At 68.4% G+C, this 16,261-nt stretch carries 15 protein-coding genes and 1 pseudogene; 11 read left to right on the top strand and 5 right to left on the bottom strand.

From position 1 onward, the window contains the following. Positions 1–80: 80 nt before the first annotated feature. The 10 genes and pseudogenes from urtA to M6G65_RS19690 all read left to right on the top strand — a co-directional run bounded on the left by urtA (position 81) and on the right by M6G65_RS19690 (position 9,986). Entirely contained in the window at positions 81–1,349 is a 1,269-nt protein-coding gene (urtA, locus tag M6G65_RS19645) for an urea ABC transporter substrate-binding protein (protein ID WP_238196057.1), read from the top strand. A gap of 196 nt (positions 1,350–1,545) precedes the next feature. After that, positions 1,546–2,473: pseudogene (urtB, locus tag M6G65_RS19650) on the top strand (urea ABC transporter permease subunit UrtB). Positions 2,474–2,486: 13 nt separating this feature from the next. Further along, positions 2,487–3,656 (top strand): urea ABC transporter permease subunit UrtC, encoded by a 1,170-nt coding sequence (gene urtC / locus M6G65_RS19655; RefSeq protein WP_238196055.1) that lies wholly within the window; start codon positions 2,487–2,489, stop codon positions 3,654–3,656. A gap of 7 nt (positions 3,657–3,663) precedes the next feature. After that, positions 3,664–4,449, top strand: a complete 786-nt coding sequence (gene urtD / locus M6G65_RS19660; RefSeq protein ID WP_012322397.1) for an urea ABC transporter ATP-binding protein UrtD — start codon at positions 3,664–3,666, stop codon at positions 4,447–4,449. 2 nt (positions 4,450–4,451) lie between these two features. After that, entirely contained in the window at positions 4,452–5,216 is a 765-nt protein-coding gene (gene urtE / locus M6G65_RS19665) for an urea ABC transporter ATP-binding subunit UrtE (RefSeq protein ID WP_250102751.1), read from the top strand. Positions 5,217–5,226: 10 nt separating this feature from the next. Further along, entirely contained in the window at positions 5,227–6,246 is a 1,020-nt protein-coding gene (locus M6G65_RS19670; protein WP_238196053.1) for an alpha/beta fold hydrolase, read from the top strand. A gap of 63 nt (positions 6,247–6,309) precedes the next feature. Beyond that, positions 6,310–7,539, top strand: a complete 1,230-nt coding sequence (gene fmdA / locus M6G65_RS19675) for a formamidase (protein WP_250102752.1) — start codon at positions 6,310–6,312, stop codon at positions 7,537–7,539. A 264-nt stretch (positions 7,540–7,803) separates the two neighbouring features. Further along, entirely contained in the window at positions 7,804–8,121 is a 318-nt protein-coding gene (locus M6G65_RS19680) for an FmdB family zinc ribbon protein (RefSeq protein ID WP_238196051.1), read from the top strand. 183 nt (positions 8,122–8,304) lie between these two features. Continuing rightward, entirely contained in the window at positions 8,305–9,360 is a 1,056-nt protein-coding gene (locus M6G65_RS19685; RefSeq protein WP_091977677.1) for an aliphatic amidase, read from the top strand. A 41-nt stretch (positions 9,361–9,401) separates the two neighbouring features. Next, positions 9,402–9,986 (top strand): ClpP family protease, encoded by a 585-nt coding sequence (locus tag M6G65_RS19690; RefSeq protein ID WP_250102753.1) that lies wholly within the window; start codon positions 9,402–9,404, stop codon positions 9,984–9,986. Between the two features lie 108 nt (positions 9,987–10,094). Here the strand turns inward: M6G65_RS19690 and M6G65_RS19695 are convergent, their stop codons facing one another. The 3 genes from M6G65_RS19695 to M6G65_RS19705 form a co-directional block, all read right to left on the bottom strand. Beyond that, positions 10,095–10,943: an oxidoreductase gene (locus tag M6G65_RS19695; RefSeq protein ID WP_238196049.1), complete on the bottom strand. Its 849-nt coding sequence runs from the start codon at positions 10,941–10,943 to the stop codon at positions 10,095–10,097. A 27-nt stretch (positions 10,944–10,970) separates the two neighbouring features. Further along, positions 10,971–12,932: a cytochrome C oxidase Cbb3 gene (locus M6G65_RS19700; RefSeq protein ID WP_238196048.1), complete on the bottom strand. Its 1,962-nt coding sequence runs from the start codon at positions 12,930–12,932 to the stop codon at positions 10,971–10,973. Between the two features lie 139 nt (positions 12,933–13,071). Next, positions 13,072–13,824, bottom strand: coding sequence for an SDR family NAD(P)-dependent oxidoreductase (locus M6G65_RS19705; protein ID WP_238196047.1), 753 nt, complete (start codon positions 13,822–13,824; stop codon positions 13,072–13,074). A gap of 110 nt (positions 13,825–13,934) precedes the next feature. Here M6G65_RS19705 and M6G65_RS19710 point away from each other — a divergent pair, with 110 nt between their 5' ends. Further along, on the top strand, positions 13,935–14,828 hold the full coding sequence (locus M6G65_RS19710; protein ID WP_238196046.1) for a LysR substrate-binding domain-containing protein: 894 nt from the start codon (positions 13,935–13,937) through the stop codon (positions 14,826–14,828). A 21-nt stretch (positions 14,829–14,849) separates the two neighbouring features. Here M6G65_RS19710 and M6G65_RS19715 read toward each other — a convergent pair whose 3' ends face one another. Further along, positions 14,850–15,791, bottom strand: a complete 942-nt coding sequence (locus tag M6G65_RS19715; RefSeq protein ID WP_250102754.1) for a 2-hydroxyacid dehydrogenase — start codon at positions 15,789–15,791, stop codon at positions 14,850–14,852. A 100-nt stretch (positions 15,792–15,891) separates the two neighbouring features. After that, entirely contained in the window at positions 15,892–16,131 is a 240-nt protein-coding gene (locus tag M6G65_RS19720; RefSeq protein ID WP_250102755.1) for a hypothetical protein, read from the bottom strand. Positions 16,132–16,261: the final 130 nt, after the last annotated feature.

Here is a 16,261-nt window from a genome sequence, read left to right on the forward strand (position 1 = left end):
CGCACCGCAACCCAGGACCTAGCCTGCGCTCATCGATCCGGTCCGCCTCTCAAGGCCCGGACGCGAACAGGGGCAGGCATATGGCAGACGACACCGAGACCGGCGCCGATCACGGCTTGCGCTCCCCGCTGCGGCGCCGGCTGCTCATGGGGCTCGCAGGCGCCCCGGCGCTGGCGCTGATGCCGCGCACCGCCTGGGCCGCGCCGCCGACCGCTTCGGTGAACACCACCGGCCTCGCGGTGACGGACACGGAGGTGACGGTCGGCATCCTGCACTCGATCACCGGCACGATGGCGATCTCCGAGACCGGCGCGCAGGAAGCTGAGAAGCTCGCGATCCAGCAGATCAACGATGCCGGCGGCGTGCTCGGCCGCAAGATCAAGATCATCCAGGAGGACGGCGCCTCCGACTGGCCGACCTTCGCCGAGAAGGCCAAGAAGCTCCTCGTCAACGACCATTGCGCCGCCGTGATGGGCTGCTGGACCTCGGCCTCGCGCAAGGCGGTGCTGCCGGTCTTCGAGCAGTACAACGGCCTGCTCTACTACCCGACCTTCTACGAGGGCCTGGAGCAGTCGAAGAACGTCTTCTACACCGGCCAGGAGGCGACCCAGCAGATCCTCGCCGGCCTCGACTGGGTCCACAAGGAGAAGGGCGGCGACAGCTTCTACTTCATCGGCTCCGACTACATCTGGCCGCGCACTTCCAACAAGATCGCCCGCAAGCACGTGGAGAACGTGCTCAAGGGCAAGGTCGTCGGCGAGGAGTACTTCCCCCTCGGTCACACCCAGTTCAACTCGGTGATCAACAAGATCAAGCTGACCAAGCCGAAGGTGATCTTCGCCGACGTGGTCGGCGGCTCGAATGTGGCGTTCTACAAGCAGCTCAAGGCGGCGGGCATCGACCTGTCGAAGCAGGTGCTGATGACGATCTCGGTCACCGAGGACGAGATCGACGGCATCGGCGGCGAGAACATCGCCGGGGCCTACGCCTGCATGAAGTACTTCGAGTCGATCCAGAACGACAACAACAAGGCCTTCGTCGCCGCGTTCAAGAAGATGTGGGGCGAGAAGACCGTCATCGGCGACGTGACGCAGGCGGCCTATCTCGGGCCATTCCTGTGGAAGATGGCCTGCGAGAAGGCCGGCTCGTTCGACGTCGACAAGGTGGTGGCGGCCTCGCCCGGTCTGGAATTCACGGGCGCGCCGGAAGGCTACGTGAAGATCGACCCGAACCATCACCTCTGGTCGAAGACCCGGGTGGGCCGGGCCAAGCCCGACGGCCAGTTCGAGATCGTCTACACCAGCCCCGAGCTGATCAAGCCGGATCCGTTCCCGAAGGGGTACCAGTAGTCACCTCGTTCGGAGGGGCGAATGCGCCCCTCCCCAGCGTCATCGCGAGCGTAGCGAAGCGACCCAGGGCAGCGGGACTACTCAGGACGTAGCGCGTCCCTGGATTGCTTCGCTCCGCTCGCAAAGACGGTCCGGCCCGCCCCGGAGGCCGTGACGAGTCGGCAGAAGACGCACTCCTTTTGCGGAAGACCAAGACATGCTCGGCGACTATTCCCTCGGCGACCTCGGCGCGATCTTTGCCATGCAGGGCTTCGCCGGCCTGATCCTGTTCTCCGTCTACCTGCTGATGGCGCTCGGCCTCGCGATCATCTTCGGCCAGATGGGCGTGATCAACATGGCCCACGGGGAGTTCATGATCCTCGGCGCCTACGTCACCTATCTCTGCTCGACCTTCTTCCAGACCTACCTGCCGGCGCTCTTCCCGATCTACTTCTTCATCGCGATGGGCACTGGCGTTCCTCGCCTCCGGGGCCCTGGGGATGCTGGTGGAATGGGGCCTGATCCGGTTCCTCTACAAGCGCCCGCTCGACACGCTGCTGGCCACCTGGGGCCTGTCGCTGATCCTCCAGCAGGCCTACCGGTCGATCTTCGGCGCCCGCGAGGTCGGCGTCGAGCTGCCGTCCTGGCTCATCGGCTCGGTGCAGGTCACCGACACGATCGAGATCCCGATCAACGGCCTGTTCGTCATGGGCGTGACGATCCTCATCACCGTCTGCGTCGCGCTGCTGATCTTCCGCTCGCGCTTCGGCCAGCAGGTGCGCGCGGTCATGTCGAACCGCGCCATGGCGGGGGCGGTGGGCATCGATACCGAGAAGGTCGACCGCTACACCTTCGGCCTCGGCTGCGGCATCGCGGGGATCGCCGGCTCGGCCTTCACGATGATCGGCTCGACCGGGCCGACCTCGGGCCAGCTCTACATCGCCGACACCTTCCTGATCGTCGTGTTCGGCGGCGCCGCGAGCCTGCTCGGCACCATCGCGTCGGCCTTCTCGATCTCCCAGACCCAGTCGACCCTGGAGTTCTTCCTCTCCGGCTCGATGGCCAAGGTCATCACCCTGCTCGCGGTGGTCGGCATCCTGATGCTGAGGCCCCAGGGCCTCTTCACCCTCAAGGTCCGGCGCTGAGGATTTTTCGACCATGACGAATCCGGTCCAGACCCTCACCAAATCCGTCACCGTCAACGACAACCCGTTCATGAAGCCGGTGGAGTGGCTGAGCCTTCTCCTCCTGGCCGGGGTGATCCTGGTCGTCCTGCCGCTGGTGCTCGACGGCTTCCGCCTCAACCTCGTCGGCAAGTACCTGACCTACGCCTTCGTGGCCCTCGGGCTGGTGATCTGCTGGGGCTACGCGGGGATCCTGTCGCTGGGCCAGGGCGTGTTCTTCGGCCTCGGCGGCTACTGCATGGCCATGTACCTGAAGCTTGAGGCTTCGAGCATCGAGAACACCAAGATCCAGTCCACGCCCGGCATCCCGGACTTCATGGACTGGAACCAGATCACGGCGCTGCCCTGGTTCTGGCAGCCGTTCAAGAGCCTGCCGCTGACGCTGATCCTGGCGGTCGCCGTCCCGGTCCTGTTCGCGATGCTGATCTCCTTCGCGATGTTCAAGCGCCGGGTCGGCGGCACCTACTTCGCGATCATCACCCAGGCGATCGCCGCGATCCTGACGATCCTGATCGTCGGCCAGCAGGGCTACACCGGCGGCATCAACGGCATCACCGACCTGCGCACGCTCCACGGCTGGGACATCCGCACCGACTCGGCCAAGTTCATCCTGTACTTCGTCAACGGCGGCCTGCTGATCGCCTGCATCCTGGCGGCGCAGTACGTGAAGAAGTCGAAGCTCGGCCGCATCCTCGTCGCCATGCGCGACAAGGAGGACCGGGTCCGCTTCTCCGGCTACTCGGTGGCGGGCTTCAAGGTCTTCGCCTTCTGCTTCGCCGCCGGGCTGGCGGCGATCGGCGGAGCGATGTTCACCCTGCAGGTCGGGTTCATGTCGCCCTCCTTCGTGGGCATCGTGCCGTCGATCGAGATGGTGATCTACGCCGCGGTAGGCGGGCGCCTGTCGCTGTTCGGCGCGGTCTGGGGCACGCTGCTCGTCAACTGGGCCAAGACCAGCTTCTCGGAGAGCTTCCCCGACCTCTGGCTGTTCGGCCTCGGCGCCCTGTTCATCGCGGTGGTGCTGGCCTTCCCGAACGGCCTCGCGGGGATCTGGCGGGAGCACATCGAGCCCCGCCTCACCCGCCGCGCCAAGAGCCTGCAGGCGCCCGCGCCCGCCATCGCCCCCCACGGCGCCCCGGCCGAGTGAGTCCCCCATGAACGCCGCGATCCTCTCCTCCCCCGTGGTCGGCGCCGAGGCCGCCCCGCCCGACTACCTCCTCGCCGTCGAGGCGCTGACGGTCTCGTTCGACGGGTTCAAGGCAGTGAACGACGTGTCGTTCTACGTCGATCCGGACGAGATCCGGGTGATCATCGGGCCGAACGGCGCCGGCAAGACCACGGTCCTCGACCTGATCTGCGGGCGCACCCGGGCCAGCGCCGGCTCGATCAAGTACAAGGGCCAGGAGCTGACCAAGCTCTCCGAGAGCGCCATCGTGCAGGCCGGCGTCGGCCGCAAGTTCCAGACGCCGTCGATCTACGACGACCTGACGGTGTTCGAGAACCTGGAGATCTCGTTCCCCCGCGGCCGCTCGGTCTTCGGCGCCCTCACGTTCAAGCGGGACGCGGAGGTCCGCGACCGCATCCACGCCATCGCCGAGACGATCTTCCTGAAGGACCAGCTCCGGGAGCGGGCCGAGTTCCTGAGCCACGGCCAGAAGCAGTGGCTGGAGATCGGCATGCTGCTGATCCAGGACCCGGAGCTGCTGATGCTCGACGAGCCGGTGGCCGGGATGAGCGTCGGCGAGCGGATCAAGACCGCCGAGCTGCTCAACCAGATCATCAAGGGCCGCTCGGTGCTGGTGATCGAGCACGACATGAAGTTCGTCGAGGACATCGCCCACCGGGTGACCGTCCTGCACCAGGGCAAGGTGCTCTCCGAGGGTTCGATGGAGCGGGTCAAGAACGACCCGAAGGTCATCGAAGTGTATCTGGGACATTGACGATGGCCTCGCTCCAGACCGCGCACGCGACCCCCGTCCAGGCGCCCCCGCTCGCCGCGATCCCGTCCGCCACGCCGGCGCTCGCCGTCGACGACCTGCACGCCGCCTACGGCCAGAGCGAGGTCCTGCACGGGCTGACCTTCTCGGTGGCGCCCGGCGAGATCGTCGCCGTGATGGGCCGCAACGGCATGGGCAAGACCACGCTCATGAAGACCCTGATGGGCCTCGTGCCGGTCAAGGCCGGCTCGATCCAGGTCGAGGGCGCGGACGTCGCCGGGCTGAAGAGCCACGCCCGGGTCGCCAAGGGCCTCGCCTACGTGCCGCAGGGCCGGATGATCTTCTCGACCATGACGGTCCAGGAGAACATCGAGACCGGCCTGACGGTCACCGGCGCCCGCAAGGTGCCGCAGGATCTCTACGACATGTTCCCGGTCCTCCTGGAGATGAAGGGACGGCGCGGCGGCAACCTCTCGGGCGGCCAGCAGCAGCAGCTCGCCATCGCCCGGGCGCTGGCGAGCCGGCCGAAGGTCCTGCTCCTCGACGAGCCCACCGAGGGCATCCAGCCCTCGATCATCCGCGAGATGGGCCGGACGCTGAAGGCGATCCGCGACCAGCGCGGCCTCTCCATCGTGGTGTCCGAGCAGGTCCTGAGCTTCGCCCTCGACGTCGCCGACCGGGTGATCGTGATGGAGAACGGCGCCATCGTCCACGAGGCCCCGCGCGACGGGATCGGCGAGGCCGCCGTCGCCCGCTTCCTGTCGGTCTAGGGGCGCGCGCATGGCCGATTACGAGATCTTCGAACTCGGCGACTTCGTGCTCCAGTGCGGCAAGACGCTGCGCGCGGCCAAACTCGCCTTCAAGACCTTCGGGACGCTGAGCCCGGCCAAGGACAACGCCATCGTCTACCCGACCTGGTATTCGGGCCAGCACACCGAGAACGAGTGGCTGATCGGCCCCGGCAAGGCGCTCGACCCGGATAAGTACTTCATCATCATCCCGAACATGTTCGGCAACGGGCTCTCGTCCTCGCCGAGCAACACGCCCGCGCCCTGGAACGGGCCGCGCTTCCCCAACGTCACCGCCTACGACAACGTCCGCGCCCAGCACCGCCTCGTCACCGAGCATTTCGGCATCGAGAAGCTGGTCCTCGTCACCGGCTGGTCGATGGGCGCGCTCCAGACCTATCACTGGGCGTCGATGTACCCCGACATGGTGCCGAAGATCCTGCCGTTTCAGGGCTCGGCCAAGTGCTCCCGGCACAACTACGTCTTCCTGGAAGGCGCCAAGGCGGCGCTGCAGGCCGACGCCGCCTGGGCGGAGGGCTGGTACACGAGCCCGCCGACCCGGGGCCTGCGCGCCTTCGGCCGGGTCTACGCCGGCTGGGGCCTGTCGCAGACCTTCTACCGGCTCGAGGCCGACATCACCCACATGGGCTACGCCTCGCTGGAGGACTTCCTGATCGGGTTCTGGGAAGGCCTGTTCTACGAGCGCGACGCCAACAACCTGCTCGCCATGCTGTGGACGTGGCAGCACGGCGACATCAGCGCGAACGACACCTTCAAGGGCGACTTCAAGGCCGCGCTCGGCGCCATCCGCGCCAGGGCGATCCTGATGCCCGCCTCGACCGACCTGTATTTCCCGCCCGAGGACAACGCCATCGAGGCGGCCGCCATGCCGAACGCGGAGCTGCGCGTGATCGACACGTGGTGGGGCCACTTCGCGGGCGGGCCCGGCACCAGCCCGGACGACATCAAGGTCCTCGACGACGCGCTGAAAGAGCTGCTCGCGAGCGGGTGAGAGACGCGCAACGGCGCGCGGACGGGGCCTGCCCCGGTTGAGTCAGGGAGCTGGAGACACGAGATGCCCGAGACGCTGATCAAGGTCGATCTCACGCAATCGGCCTACGACAACGACATGGTGCACAACCGCTGGCACCCCGACATCCCGATGGTCGCCTACGTGAAGCCGGGCGCGGACTTCATCGTCGAGACCTACGACTGGACCGGCGGCCTCATCAAGAACAACGATTCCGCCGACGACGTGCGCGACATCGACCTGTCGATCGTGCACTTCCTCTCGGGACCGATCGGCGTCGAGGGCGCCGAGCCCGGCGACCTTCTGGTGGTCGACCTCCTCGACATCGGCGCCAAGCCCGAGAGCCAGTGGGGCTTCAACGGCTTCTTCTCCAAGAAGAACGGCGGCGGCTTCCTCACCGAGCACTTCCCGCAGGCCCAGAAGTCGATCTGGGACTTCGAGGGCATGTTCACCAAGTCCCGCCACGTCCCGGGCGTGCGCTTCCCGGGCCTGATCCATCCCGGCCTGATCGGCTGCCTGCCCGATCCCAAGATGCTGGAGACCTGGAACACCCGCGAGAAGGCGCTCTACGACACCAACCCGGAGCGCGTGCCGGCGCTCGCCACCCTGCCCTTCGGCCCGACCGCCCATATGGGGCGGCTCAAGGGCGACGCGAAGGACGCGGCCGCCGCCACCGGCGCCCGCACCGTCCCGCCCCGCGAGCACGGCGGCAATTGCGACATCAAGGATCTGTCGCGCGGCTCGAAGATCTACTTCCCGGTCTACGTGCCCGGCGCCGGCCTCTCCATGGGCGACCTGCACTTCAGCCAGGGCGACGGCGAGATCACCTTCTGCGGCGCCATCGAGATGGCCGGCTGGGTGCACCTCAAGGTCGAGCTGATCAAGGACGGCATGGCCAAGTACGGGATCAAGAACCCGATCTTCAAGCCGTCGCCGATCACGCCGAAATACGACGATCACCTGATCTTCGAGGGCATCTCGGTCGACGAGAGCGGCGGCCAGCACTACCTCGACGTCCACATCGCCTACCGGCAGGCCTGCCTGAACGCGATCGAGTATCTCAAGAAGTTCGGCTACTCGGGCGCGCAGGCCTACTCGATCCTCGGCACGGCGCCGGTCCAGGGCCACATCTCGGGCGTCGCCGACATCCCGAATGCCTGCGCGACGCTCTGGATACCGACCAAGATCTTCGAGTTCGACATCAATCCCGGCGCCGACGGACCGACCAAGTTCCTCGACGGCTCGATCCAGATGCCGCTCTCGCCGGACCTCTGATCTTCCGGTCGTCCGGTGGGTATTTCGGTCTCACCGGACGCGACCTGCCCCCTCTCCCGTGCGGGCTACGATGTTCGCACTTCGCGAGCCGGGGCGCTCTCTCCCCCCTTGCGGGGAGGAGTTGGAGGTGGGGGTGGTTCAGGATCGGGCGTTGCGGTGCCTCCTGCTCCACCCCCACCCCTGGCCCCTCCCCGCAAGGGGGAGGGGACCCGCGATCCTTCGGCACCGTTCGCATTTCTCAAGACCCTGCTGGGAGCACACCCCATGCCCGTCTACGACTACGCCTGCGAGGCCTGCGGCCCGTTCACGGTGATGCGGCCGATGGCCGAGTTCCGCGATCCGCACGCCTGCCCCGATTGCGGCGGGACGAGTCAGCGGGCTTTCCTCACCGCGCCGCGCATCGCCGGCATGGATGCGGGCCTCAGAACCGCCCACGCCACCAACGAGCGCAGCCGCCACGCGCCCAAGCGCTCGGGCAGTCACGGGTCGGGCTGCGGCTGCTGCTCACCCAAGAAGGTGACCACCGCCCCGGCCGCCGCCAAGAGCTTCCCGAAGGCGCGGCCCTGGATGATCAGCCACTGAGCCGGACAGGCGGACTGCGCGCACCATCGTTCCCCTCCCCCTGTGGGGAGGGGCCAGGGGTGGGGGTGGTGCAGAAGGCACCGCAGCGCTCGATCCTGCTCAACCCCCACCTCCAACTCCTCCCCACAAGGGGGAGGAGAGCGCGTCAGCGCTGGAAATCCACGGTCAGGAGGACATCACGCCATGATGCACGGAGACATCTCGTCCAGCCAGGACAGCGTCGGCGTCGCCGTCGTGAACTACAAGATGCCGCGCCTGCACACCCGCGCGGAGGTGCTGGAGAACGCCAAGGCGATCGGCAAGATGATCGTCGGGATGAAGACCGGCCTGCCCGGCCTCGACCTCGTGATCTTCCCCGAATACTCAACCCACGGCATCATGTACGACGCCGCCGAGATGTACGAGACCGCCTCGACGGTCCCGGGCGCGGAGACCGAGGTGTTCGCGGCGGCCTGCCGGGAGGCCAAGGTCTGGGGCGTGTTCTCCCTCACCGGCGAGCGCCACGAGGAGCACCCGCACAAGGCGCCCTACAACACCCTGATCCTGATGAACGACCAGGGCGAGATCGTCCAGAAGTACCGCAAGATCATGCCCTGGACGCCGATCGAGGGCTGGTATCCGGGCGACCGCACCTACGTGTCGGACGGGCCGAAGGGGCTGAAGATCAGCCTGATCATCTGCGACGACGGCAATTATCCCGAGATCTGGCGCGACTGCGCGATGCGGGGCGCCGAGCTGATCATCCGCTGCCAGGGCTACATGTACCCGGCCAAGGAGCAGCAGGTCGTCATCTCGAAGGCGATGGCGTTCGCCAACAACACCTACGTGGCGGTGGCCAACGCGGCGGGCTTCGACGGCGTCTACACGTATTTCGGCCACTCGGCGATCATCGGCTTCGACGGTCGGACGCTCGGCGAGTGCGGCGAGGAGGAGATGGGCATCCAGTACGCCGCCCTCTCCAAGTTCCTGATCCGGGATTTCCGCGCCCACGGCCAATCGGAGAACCACCTCTTCAAGCTCCTGCACCGCGGATACACGGGCATGATCAACTCGAAGGAGAACCGGCACGGGATGTCGGAATGCCCCTACGACTTCTACCGGCGCTGGATCGAGGATCCCGACGGAACCCGCGACGCCGTCCGGGCCATTACCCGTCAGAGCGTCGGCACGGAGGAATGCCCGATCGAGGGCATCCCGTTCGTGGGCAAGGGCCAGGGTGCGCCCGACCCGGCGCGCTGATCGCCGGGCAGGCGCCGCGGGGGGCGGCCCTGGGCCGGACATTGGACCAGGAGACCCATGGACACGACTCCCTCGGCCCCACCGCCTTCCGGGCCCCCGCGGTGCTGCTCTCCGGCCCGGTCGACTACGACATGTACAAGGATTTCCGCCGCCAGCTCGGCGCGGCGGCGGACCGCGAGATCGTCGTGATCGAGCTGACGACGCTCGGCGGCGATCCGGAGGTCGCCCGGATGATGGGCGAGGATATCCGCTTCAACAGCGCGATGGACCCGAACCGGCGGTTCGTGTTCCTCGGCAAGGCGGCGATCTACTCGGCCGGCACGACCTTCATGAGCTTCTTCGCCCGGCAGAACCGCTACCTGACCTGCGGCACGCGCCTGATGATCCACGAGCGCAAGATGAACAAGCAGCTCCAGGTCGAGGGGCCGCTCACCACCTGCATCGCCTCCGTGAAGGCGACGCTCAACGAGATCCTGTGCTCGATCGAGATCCAGAACGAGGGTTTCGCCAACCTCGTCGCGGGCTCGGACGTCACCCTCGACGAGGTGCTCGAGAAGGCACCGTCGAACTGGTACCTTGAGGCCGAGGAGGCCAAGCGGCGCGGCCTGATCGAGGCGGTCATCTGAGCCTGAGCCGCGCCCTTGCGAACGCAGTGAAGCAAACCGGGGCAGCGCGACACCGGCGAGCGTGGCGCTGCTGGATTGTTTCGCCTTGCTCGCAAAGACGGCAAGCCCTCACGTCTCCGGGTAATCGGCCCCGAGGCTGGTCTCGCGCCATGCCTCGATCTCGGCGAGACGCTGCTTCAGCCGGCTCGTGACTGCGTCGTAGCCCCAGGCGCCGAGGACGAGGTGGCGCGGTGGGTTCTCCATCTCGGTCACCCGGATCATCGCCTCGCCGGCCCGCACCGGATCGCCCGCCTGGGTGCCGCTCTTCTCCGACGTCGCCTTGAGTCGCGCGCCGGCGGTCTCGGCGTAGTCGGCGATCGCGTTCGGCGTCTGGATCAGGGAGCGCCCGGCCCAGTCGGTGCGGAACGGGCCCGGCTCGATGCAGGTCACGCGGATCCCGAGCGGTGCCACCTCGGCGGCGAGGGAATCCGAGAACCCTTCGACGGCGTGCTTGGTCGCCGCGTAGTAGCCCGAGGCCGGGAAGCCGACGAAACCCGCCACCGAGGTGATGTTGAGGATGTGGCCGGAGCGCTGCGCCCGCATGACCGGCAGCACGGCCCGGGTCAGCGCGAACAGGCCGAAGACGTTGGCGTCGAACTGGGCGCGGATCTTGTCCTCCTCGCCCTCCTCGATGGAGGATTGATATCCATAGCCGGCGTTGTTCACCAGTACGTCGACCCGGCCGAACCTGTCCTGCGCGGCGCGGAGGGATGCGGCGATCTGATCGGCTTCGGTCACGTCGAGGGATAGGGCCAGAACCCGGTCCTCGGCGCCCTCAGCCAGGTCGGCAACCTTGGTGCGGTCGCGCGCCGTCACGACCGCCCGCCAGCCGCGCCCGATGACAAGCCGGGCGAGCTCCCGGCCGAAGCCGGTGGAGCAGCCGGTGATGAACCAGACCGGATTGCTGTTCTGCGTCATGGGAGATCCTGAACTCGGGCGGCGGGGTCAAGGCGTCGCGGCCGGCTCGGTCAGGCGATCGACCGAGAGAAGGTAGGCGATCAGCGCCGTCTGCTCCTCCGGGGAGACGCCCGAGCCCGCATCCGCCCAGAAGGCGTGCCCTCTGCCGGTAACGCGGGCGGTGCACGCTGTATCCGAGGCCGCGTTGGTGGCGATGACCTTCGCCCGCAGGTCCCGGTCGACAAGGGCGCGCAGGCTGTTGGCGGGATCCGGTGCGATGCCCTTGTACAGGGTGCCGGGCACGCCGAGCTGCGTATCCGCGTCGCGACCGACCGCCACGCCGGAATCGTGCAGATAGGGTGCCGTCCAGGCGAGGCCCACGAGGTTCGGCACCTTGTAGCCGCCCTCCGTGCCGCCCTGTCCCCAGGCGAGTTGCACCTGCGCGAGGGCGTCGCCCGCGAGCGGCACCGGGACGATCACCGGATCGGTCGGCACCGGGAACGGGGTGTCGGTGGCGAATATCGTCGGTGGCGACAGACGCGCCTCCATCTTGGCGCCCGCCCGCGCCCGGGTCGGCTCGGTGCCGATCTCGGCCTCCGGGACGACCCGATGGTTGGTGAGCGCCGGCCCGGAATGGCAGGTGCCGCAACCGGCCTTCTCGAACACCGCACGCCCGGCTGTCGCTCTGTCGGCATCCTGCCCGGCCGCAGGCGGGTGCAGCAGGTTCTGAAAGGCCGACATGGCGTTGTTGGCGTGGTTGACCGGCTCGCCGGGGACCGAGGTGAACAGGCCGTTGTCGGTGACGTAGTTGGTCGCCGGGTCGGTCGGCAGGACCGCGTAGCTGTTGAGGCCCGGCGAGGCCGGCGTCGGATCGACGCTGTCCAGCACTGCGGACGGGCTCCGGCCGGCATCCGGCTTGTAGCGGAACGCCTCCGTGGCCGCACCGCGCAGGACAATGCCGAGATACGTTTCCGGATTCATGCCGAACAGCCACGGCGCAGCGGCGGCGAGCTGGGTCGTGTCGGAATTGGCGGCGTGGACGTTGTTGTTGAGGGAGGACAGGCCAGCGAAGGGCCCGATCGCCTCGCGCCCACTCCAGCTGTAGGGCTCGCCGTGGGCGGAAAAGCTCGACGGGATCGAGGTCGGGTTGGTGACCCGGTCGGCGGACGAGTCGAAGCTGCCCGGGGGCCAGCTCGCGACCTGCACCTTGGTGGCCGCCTCGACGGAAGCGGCGTCCGGCAGGGCCGGTCCCGTGGTGGTCGAACCGGTATGCTGCGGGTCGGCGGAGGGCCGGGCATCGGCCTCCGGCACGCTGGCGTGCATGAAGTAGGCCGAGGAATTCTTGGCGAGGGCCAGCAGCAGCCCGGCATTGAGGTCGGTGTTCGGCGCGCCTTCCACGACCTTGCCGGTGCCGGGATCGACCGCGGCGTGGCACAAGGCGCAGGTGATCCCCATGCGCAGGTGCCCGCGGTCGGAGAAGGTCTTGATCCCGATGATGAAGGATCCGCCCTTCGGCACGTCGAGACCGGTCGGGACCAGCTCGCCCGTCCGGTAGAGGCGGTCGCCGACGCGCACATCCTTGGCCATGGCGACCTGCAGGTTGCCGGTGCCCTGCCCGCCGAGCTTCGCCACCGCCAGGGCCACCGCGGTGGGCGTGAGCCCCCCGTCGAGCATGCCCATCACGTCGGTCAGGAAGACCTCGTTGCCGAACGTCTCCTGGTAGAAGGCCTGCCGGCCGCGTTCGACCATAGCGGGATCGATCGCCACGCTACCGCTGGTCGGCGCGAGCGCCTTCCGCCCGGCCTCGGTGCTGATCAGTCGGTCGGACTCCGCGCGCGAGACCCGGCGGCCGAGGACGTCGAAGGCGGTCTGGATCGGGTAGCGGTCCGGGTTGAGCAGGTCCGCCCGGTCGGGCATCGGCGCGTAGCTGAAGCGGCCGAGGCTCAGGGTCACGCCCGCCGCGACGGTCACGAACCCGGCGGCGGTCAGGATGCGGCGCGGCCAACCCATGAACCCTGATCGTCCTTCCCGGCGCCGGCCCGCGGATATGCGAGGATCGAGGGCCGGGCCCTTAACCGCGGGATACGGCCAGGGTTCATGCCGGCGGCCGGGACGGGGTGTCGCGTCCCGCCCAGCCGGACTTCAACCGTCAGATCTGGATCTGCCCGCCGTCGGCGAACAATTCCACGCCGTTGACGAAGCTCGCCGCGTCCGAGGCCAGGAACAGCACCGCCTCGGCGATCTCCTCCGGCTGGCCGACGCGCCCGGCCGGGATCTGGCCGGCGAGGTAGTCCTTGGTGGCCGCCGCCTGATCACCGCCGCCGAACAGGTCGTTGAGACCGGCGGTCTCGGTCACGCCCGGGCTGATCGTGTTGACCCGGATGCGGCGGTCCTTGAGGTCGAGGATCCAGTTCCGCGCGAAGCTCCGTATCGCCGCCTTGGTGGCTCCGTAGACGCTGAAGGCGGGCGTGCCCGAGCTGCCGGCGGTCGATCCGGTGAGCACGATCACGGCCCCGTCGCGCAGGAGAGGCAGGGCCTTCTGGACGGTGAACAGCACGCCCTTCACGTTGGTGTCGAAGGTGCTCTGGTAGTGGGCTTCCGAGATCGCGCCGAGCGGTGCGAATTCACCGCCGCCGGCATTGGCGTAGACCACGTCGATCTGTGCGTGCTTCTGCTGGACCGCATCGTAGAGGCGGTCGATGTCGGCGAGGTTCGCCATGTCACCCCGCACGCCGGTGATCCGGCCGCCGATCTGCCTCACCGCTGCGTCGAGCGCCTCCTGTCGGCGCCCGGTGATGAACACCGAGGCGCCCTCGGTGGCGAAGGCCTTGGCGGCGGCGAGCCCGATACCGCTGGTGCCGCCGGTCACCACCACGACCTTGTCCTGAAACCTGCCGGTCATCGTCATCTCCATCGATCGGCGTCGACTGCGCCGCTGCCGAGAGAGATGCTGATGGAACGATGGTGCCGGTAGACGATAATTTTGGTACTCAGCGTTCCGTTGGAGGAACGATGAACCGCGCCGACCTCAACGACTACGTCTACTTTGCCGAGGTCGTCGCCCATGGCGGCTTCGCTCCTGCGGGCCGCGCGCTCCGTGAGCCCAAATCGAAGCTCAGCCGGCGGGTGGTCGGACTGGAATCACGTCTGGGCGTCCGCTTGATCGAGCGGTCGAGCCGGCGCTTCCGGGTCACAGAGGTCGGCCAGAGCTTCTATGAGTGCTGCCGGGCGATCATGCTGGAGGCCGAGCGGGCCGAGGCGCTGGTCGCCGAGGCCCAGACCGAGCCGCACGGGCTGATCCGCATGAGCTGCCCGACCGGTCTGACCGAGGTCGTCGCCGCGACCGTCCGGGGCTTCCTCGCCCGCTATCCGAAGGTGCGGCTGCAGCTGCTGGCCACCGACCGACCTGTGGACCTGATCGAGGAGCGGGTCGACGTGGCGCTGCGGGTCCGGCGGGAATTGACGAGCGACGCCTCCCTGACCATGCGCTCGCTCGGCCTGTCGCGCTGGATCCTGGTGGCGAGTCCGGCGGTGGCGAGCCGGATCGGGCCGGACATCGACGGGCTCGCCGGCGTCCCGACGCTTAGCACGCGCGACGATCCAGGCCCGGTGGAATGGCGGCTCGAACGGGACGACGGGGCGACCTACACGCTCCGTCACGAGCCGCGCCTGACCTGCAGCGATTTCGCGGTGCTCTGCGATGCGGCGGCCGTCGGTCTCGGGGTCGGTTTCCTGCCCGACCACGCCTGCGCCGATCACATCGCATCCGGGCGGCTGGTCCCCGTCTATCCCGACTGGCGCGGTCAGGCCGGCATCGTCCATCTCGTGTTCACGACGCGGCGCGGCCTGCCGCCGGCGGTGCGCGTCCTGATCGACCACCTCGCGGCGGCCTTTCCGAAGCTGTGACCCCGATGCCGGGCGTCCGGCCTAGTAGCCCCGCGCCGCGTCGACTCCGCTGGGCGGCCGTCCGGTCCGGCGATACGCCCGGATATTGGTCGCGACGGTGGCGGCGGCCGAATCCATGTCGGTCGGGCCGGACACGTGCGGCAGCACGGTCACCCCGGGATGCCCCCACAGAGCGGACTCCGCCGGCAGCGGCTCGACGTCGAACACGTCGAGCACCGCGTGCGCGAGCTGGCCGCTGTCGAGCGCCGCGACCAGGTCCTCGGTCACGACGATTGGCCCGCGGGCGAAATTGATCAGCGCCGCACCGGGCTTCAGCGCCGCGAGCCGCGCGGCGTTCACGAGGCCGCGCGTCTCGGCCGTCAGGGGCACGAGGCAGACGAGGATATCGGACCGACCCAGCATCGCCGTGAGCCCGTCCGCCCCATGGACCGTGTCGAGGCCCGCGACCGCCTTCGGCGTCCGGCTCCAGCCGACGACCCGGAAACCCGCGCCGACGAGCCTGTCGGCCGCCGCGGTGCCGAGCGCTCCGAGCCCGAGCAGGCCGACCGTCGTGTCGGACGGCTTGCGATAGGCGTGCGGGCGCCAGACGCGGTCGCGCTGCTGACGCGCATAGGCCGGCATGTCGCGCTGGAGATAGTAGGTCCAGGCGAGGACCGCCTCCGCCATGGTCCGCGCCATTTCCCGGTCGGCGAGGCGGACGATCGGCAGCGGCCGGTCGAAGGCGCCGACGAGCTTCTCGACACCGGCCCACAGGCTCTGCACCCAGACCAGGCCCGGCAGGGCCGCGACCTCGGCGGGATCGGGGTTCGCCACCACGGCGATCCGCGCGGCCGTCCGCTCCGCGGGTCCCATCGTCCGGAACGGCGCGAGGTGTTCCTCGGGCATCGCCGCCGACAGGATGTGCAGATATTCCGCCTCCTGCGCCGGGCTCTTGCACCCGACAAGGGCGATCGTTTCCGACATCCGCGAACTCCGTACCGACCTCGAGCCTATCATCGGCGCGGGACGAAGCAGGCGCTGTGCCTAAATGGCCCGGAATCGCCAAGCCTGAAACGCCGCTCGGTCAGCGCGCTTCGATCAACGCCGGGTAGACGAGGCGCACGTTGCGGCGCTCCGCCGGGATGGCGGTCTCGGCCCGCTTGCGGATGCTGCCCGTCGTGCTCGCGAGTGCCGGCTCGGTCGGCCGCAGGCGCCACCGATCGGCGGCCGGCATCTGCACGCGGGGCTTCGGCCGTTCGAGATGGACATCCGCCCCTTCCGTCGGGACGATCGCCAGCCCCGCGAACGTCATCGTCGCGAGCATGACGAGGCGGATCAAGGGTTGCGGCTGGAAACGGGCAGGTCGGGAGGGCATGAGGGGGCACCGCGTGAACGCCCCCTGTTCTGCGCGTCGCAAGTGAAGACCGGATCGAACCGAATCGATTCCCAAGTCG

The sequence above is a fragment of the Methylobacterium tardum genome (genome assembly GCF_023546765.1).
Classification (GTDB): domain Bacteria; phylum Pseudomonadota; class Alphaproteobacteria; order Rhizobiales; family Beijerinckiaceae; genus Methylobacterium; species Methylobacterium tardum.

Excerpts from the sequence above, each read along its gene's own strand:
- M6G65_RS19670 (WP_238196053.1), top strand. The coding sequence starts at position 5,227 with ATGGCCGATTACGAGATCTTCGAACTCGGCGACTTCGTGCTCCAGTGC.
- urtD (WP_012322397.1), top strand. The coding sequence starts at position 3,664 with ATGAACGCCGCGATCCTCTCCTCCCCCGTGGTCGGCGCCGAGGCCGCC.
- M6G65_RS19710 (WP_238196046.1), top strand. The coding sequence starts at position 13,935 with ATGAACCGCGCCGACCTCAACGACTACGTCTACTTTGCCGAGGTCGTC.
- M6G65_RS19705 (WP_238196047.1), bottom strand. The coding sequence starts at position 13,824 with ATGACCGGCAGGTTTCAGGACAAGGTCGTGGTGGTGACCGGCGGCACC.
- M6G65_RS19680 (WP_238196051.1), top strand. The coding sequence starts at position 7,804 with ATGCCCGTCTACGACTACGCCTGCGAGGCCTGCGGCCCGTTCACGGTG.
- fmdA (WP_250102752.1), top strand. The coding sequence starts at position 6,310 with ATGCCCGAGACGCTGATCAAGGTCGATCTCACGCAATCGGCCTACGAC.
- M6G65_RS19720 (WP_250102755.1), bottom strand. The coding sequence starts at position 16,131 with ATGCTCGCGACGATGACGTTCGCGGGGCTGGCGATCGTCCCGACGGAA.
- M6G65_RS19715 (WP_250102754.1), bottom strand. The coding sequence starts at position 15,791 with ATGTCGGAAACGATCGCCCTTGTCGGGTGCAAGAGCCCGGCGCAGGAG.
- M6G65_RS19685 (WP_091977677.1), top strand. The coding sequence starts at position 8,305 with ATGATGCACGGAGACATCTCGTCCAGCCAGGACAGCGTCGGCGTCGCC.
- M6G65_RS19700 (WP_238196048.1), bottom strand. The coding sequence starts at position 12,932 with ATGGGTTGGCCGCGCCGCATCCTGACCGCCGCCGGGTTCGTGACCGTC.
- M6G65_RS19695 (WP_238196049.1), bottom strand. The coding sequence starts at position 10,943 with ATGACGCAGAACAGCAATCCGGTCTGGTTCATCACCGGCTGCTCCACC.
- urtC (WP_238196055.1), top strand. The coding sequence starts at position 2,487 with ATGACGAATCCGGTCCAGACCCTCACCAAATCCGTCACCGTCAACGAC.
- urtE (WP_250102751.1), top strand. The coding sequence starts at position 4,452 with ATGGCCTCGCTCCAGACCGCGCACGCGACCCCCGTCCAGGCGCCCCCG.
- urtA (WP_238196057.1), top strand. The coding sequence starts at position 81 with ATGGCAGACGACACCGAGACCGGCGCCGATCACGGCTTGCGCTCCCCG.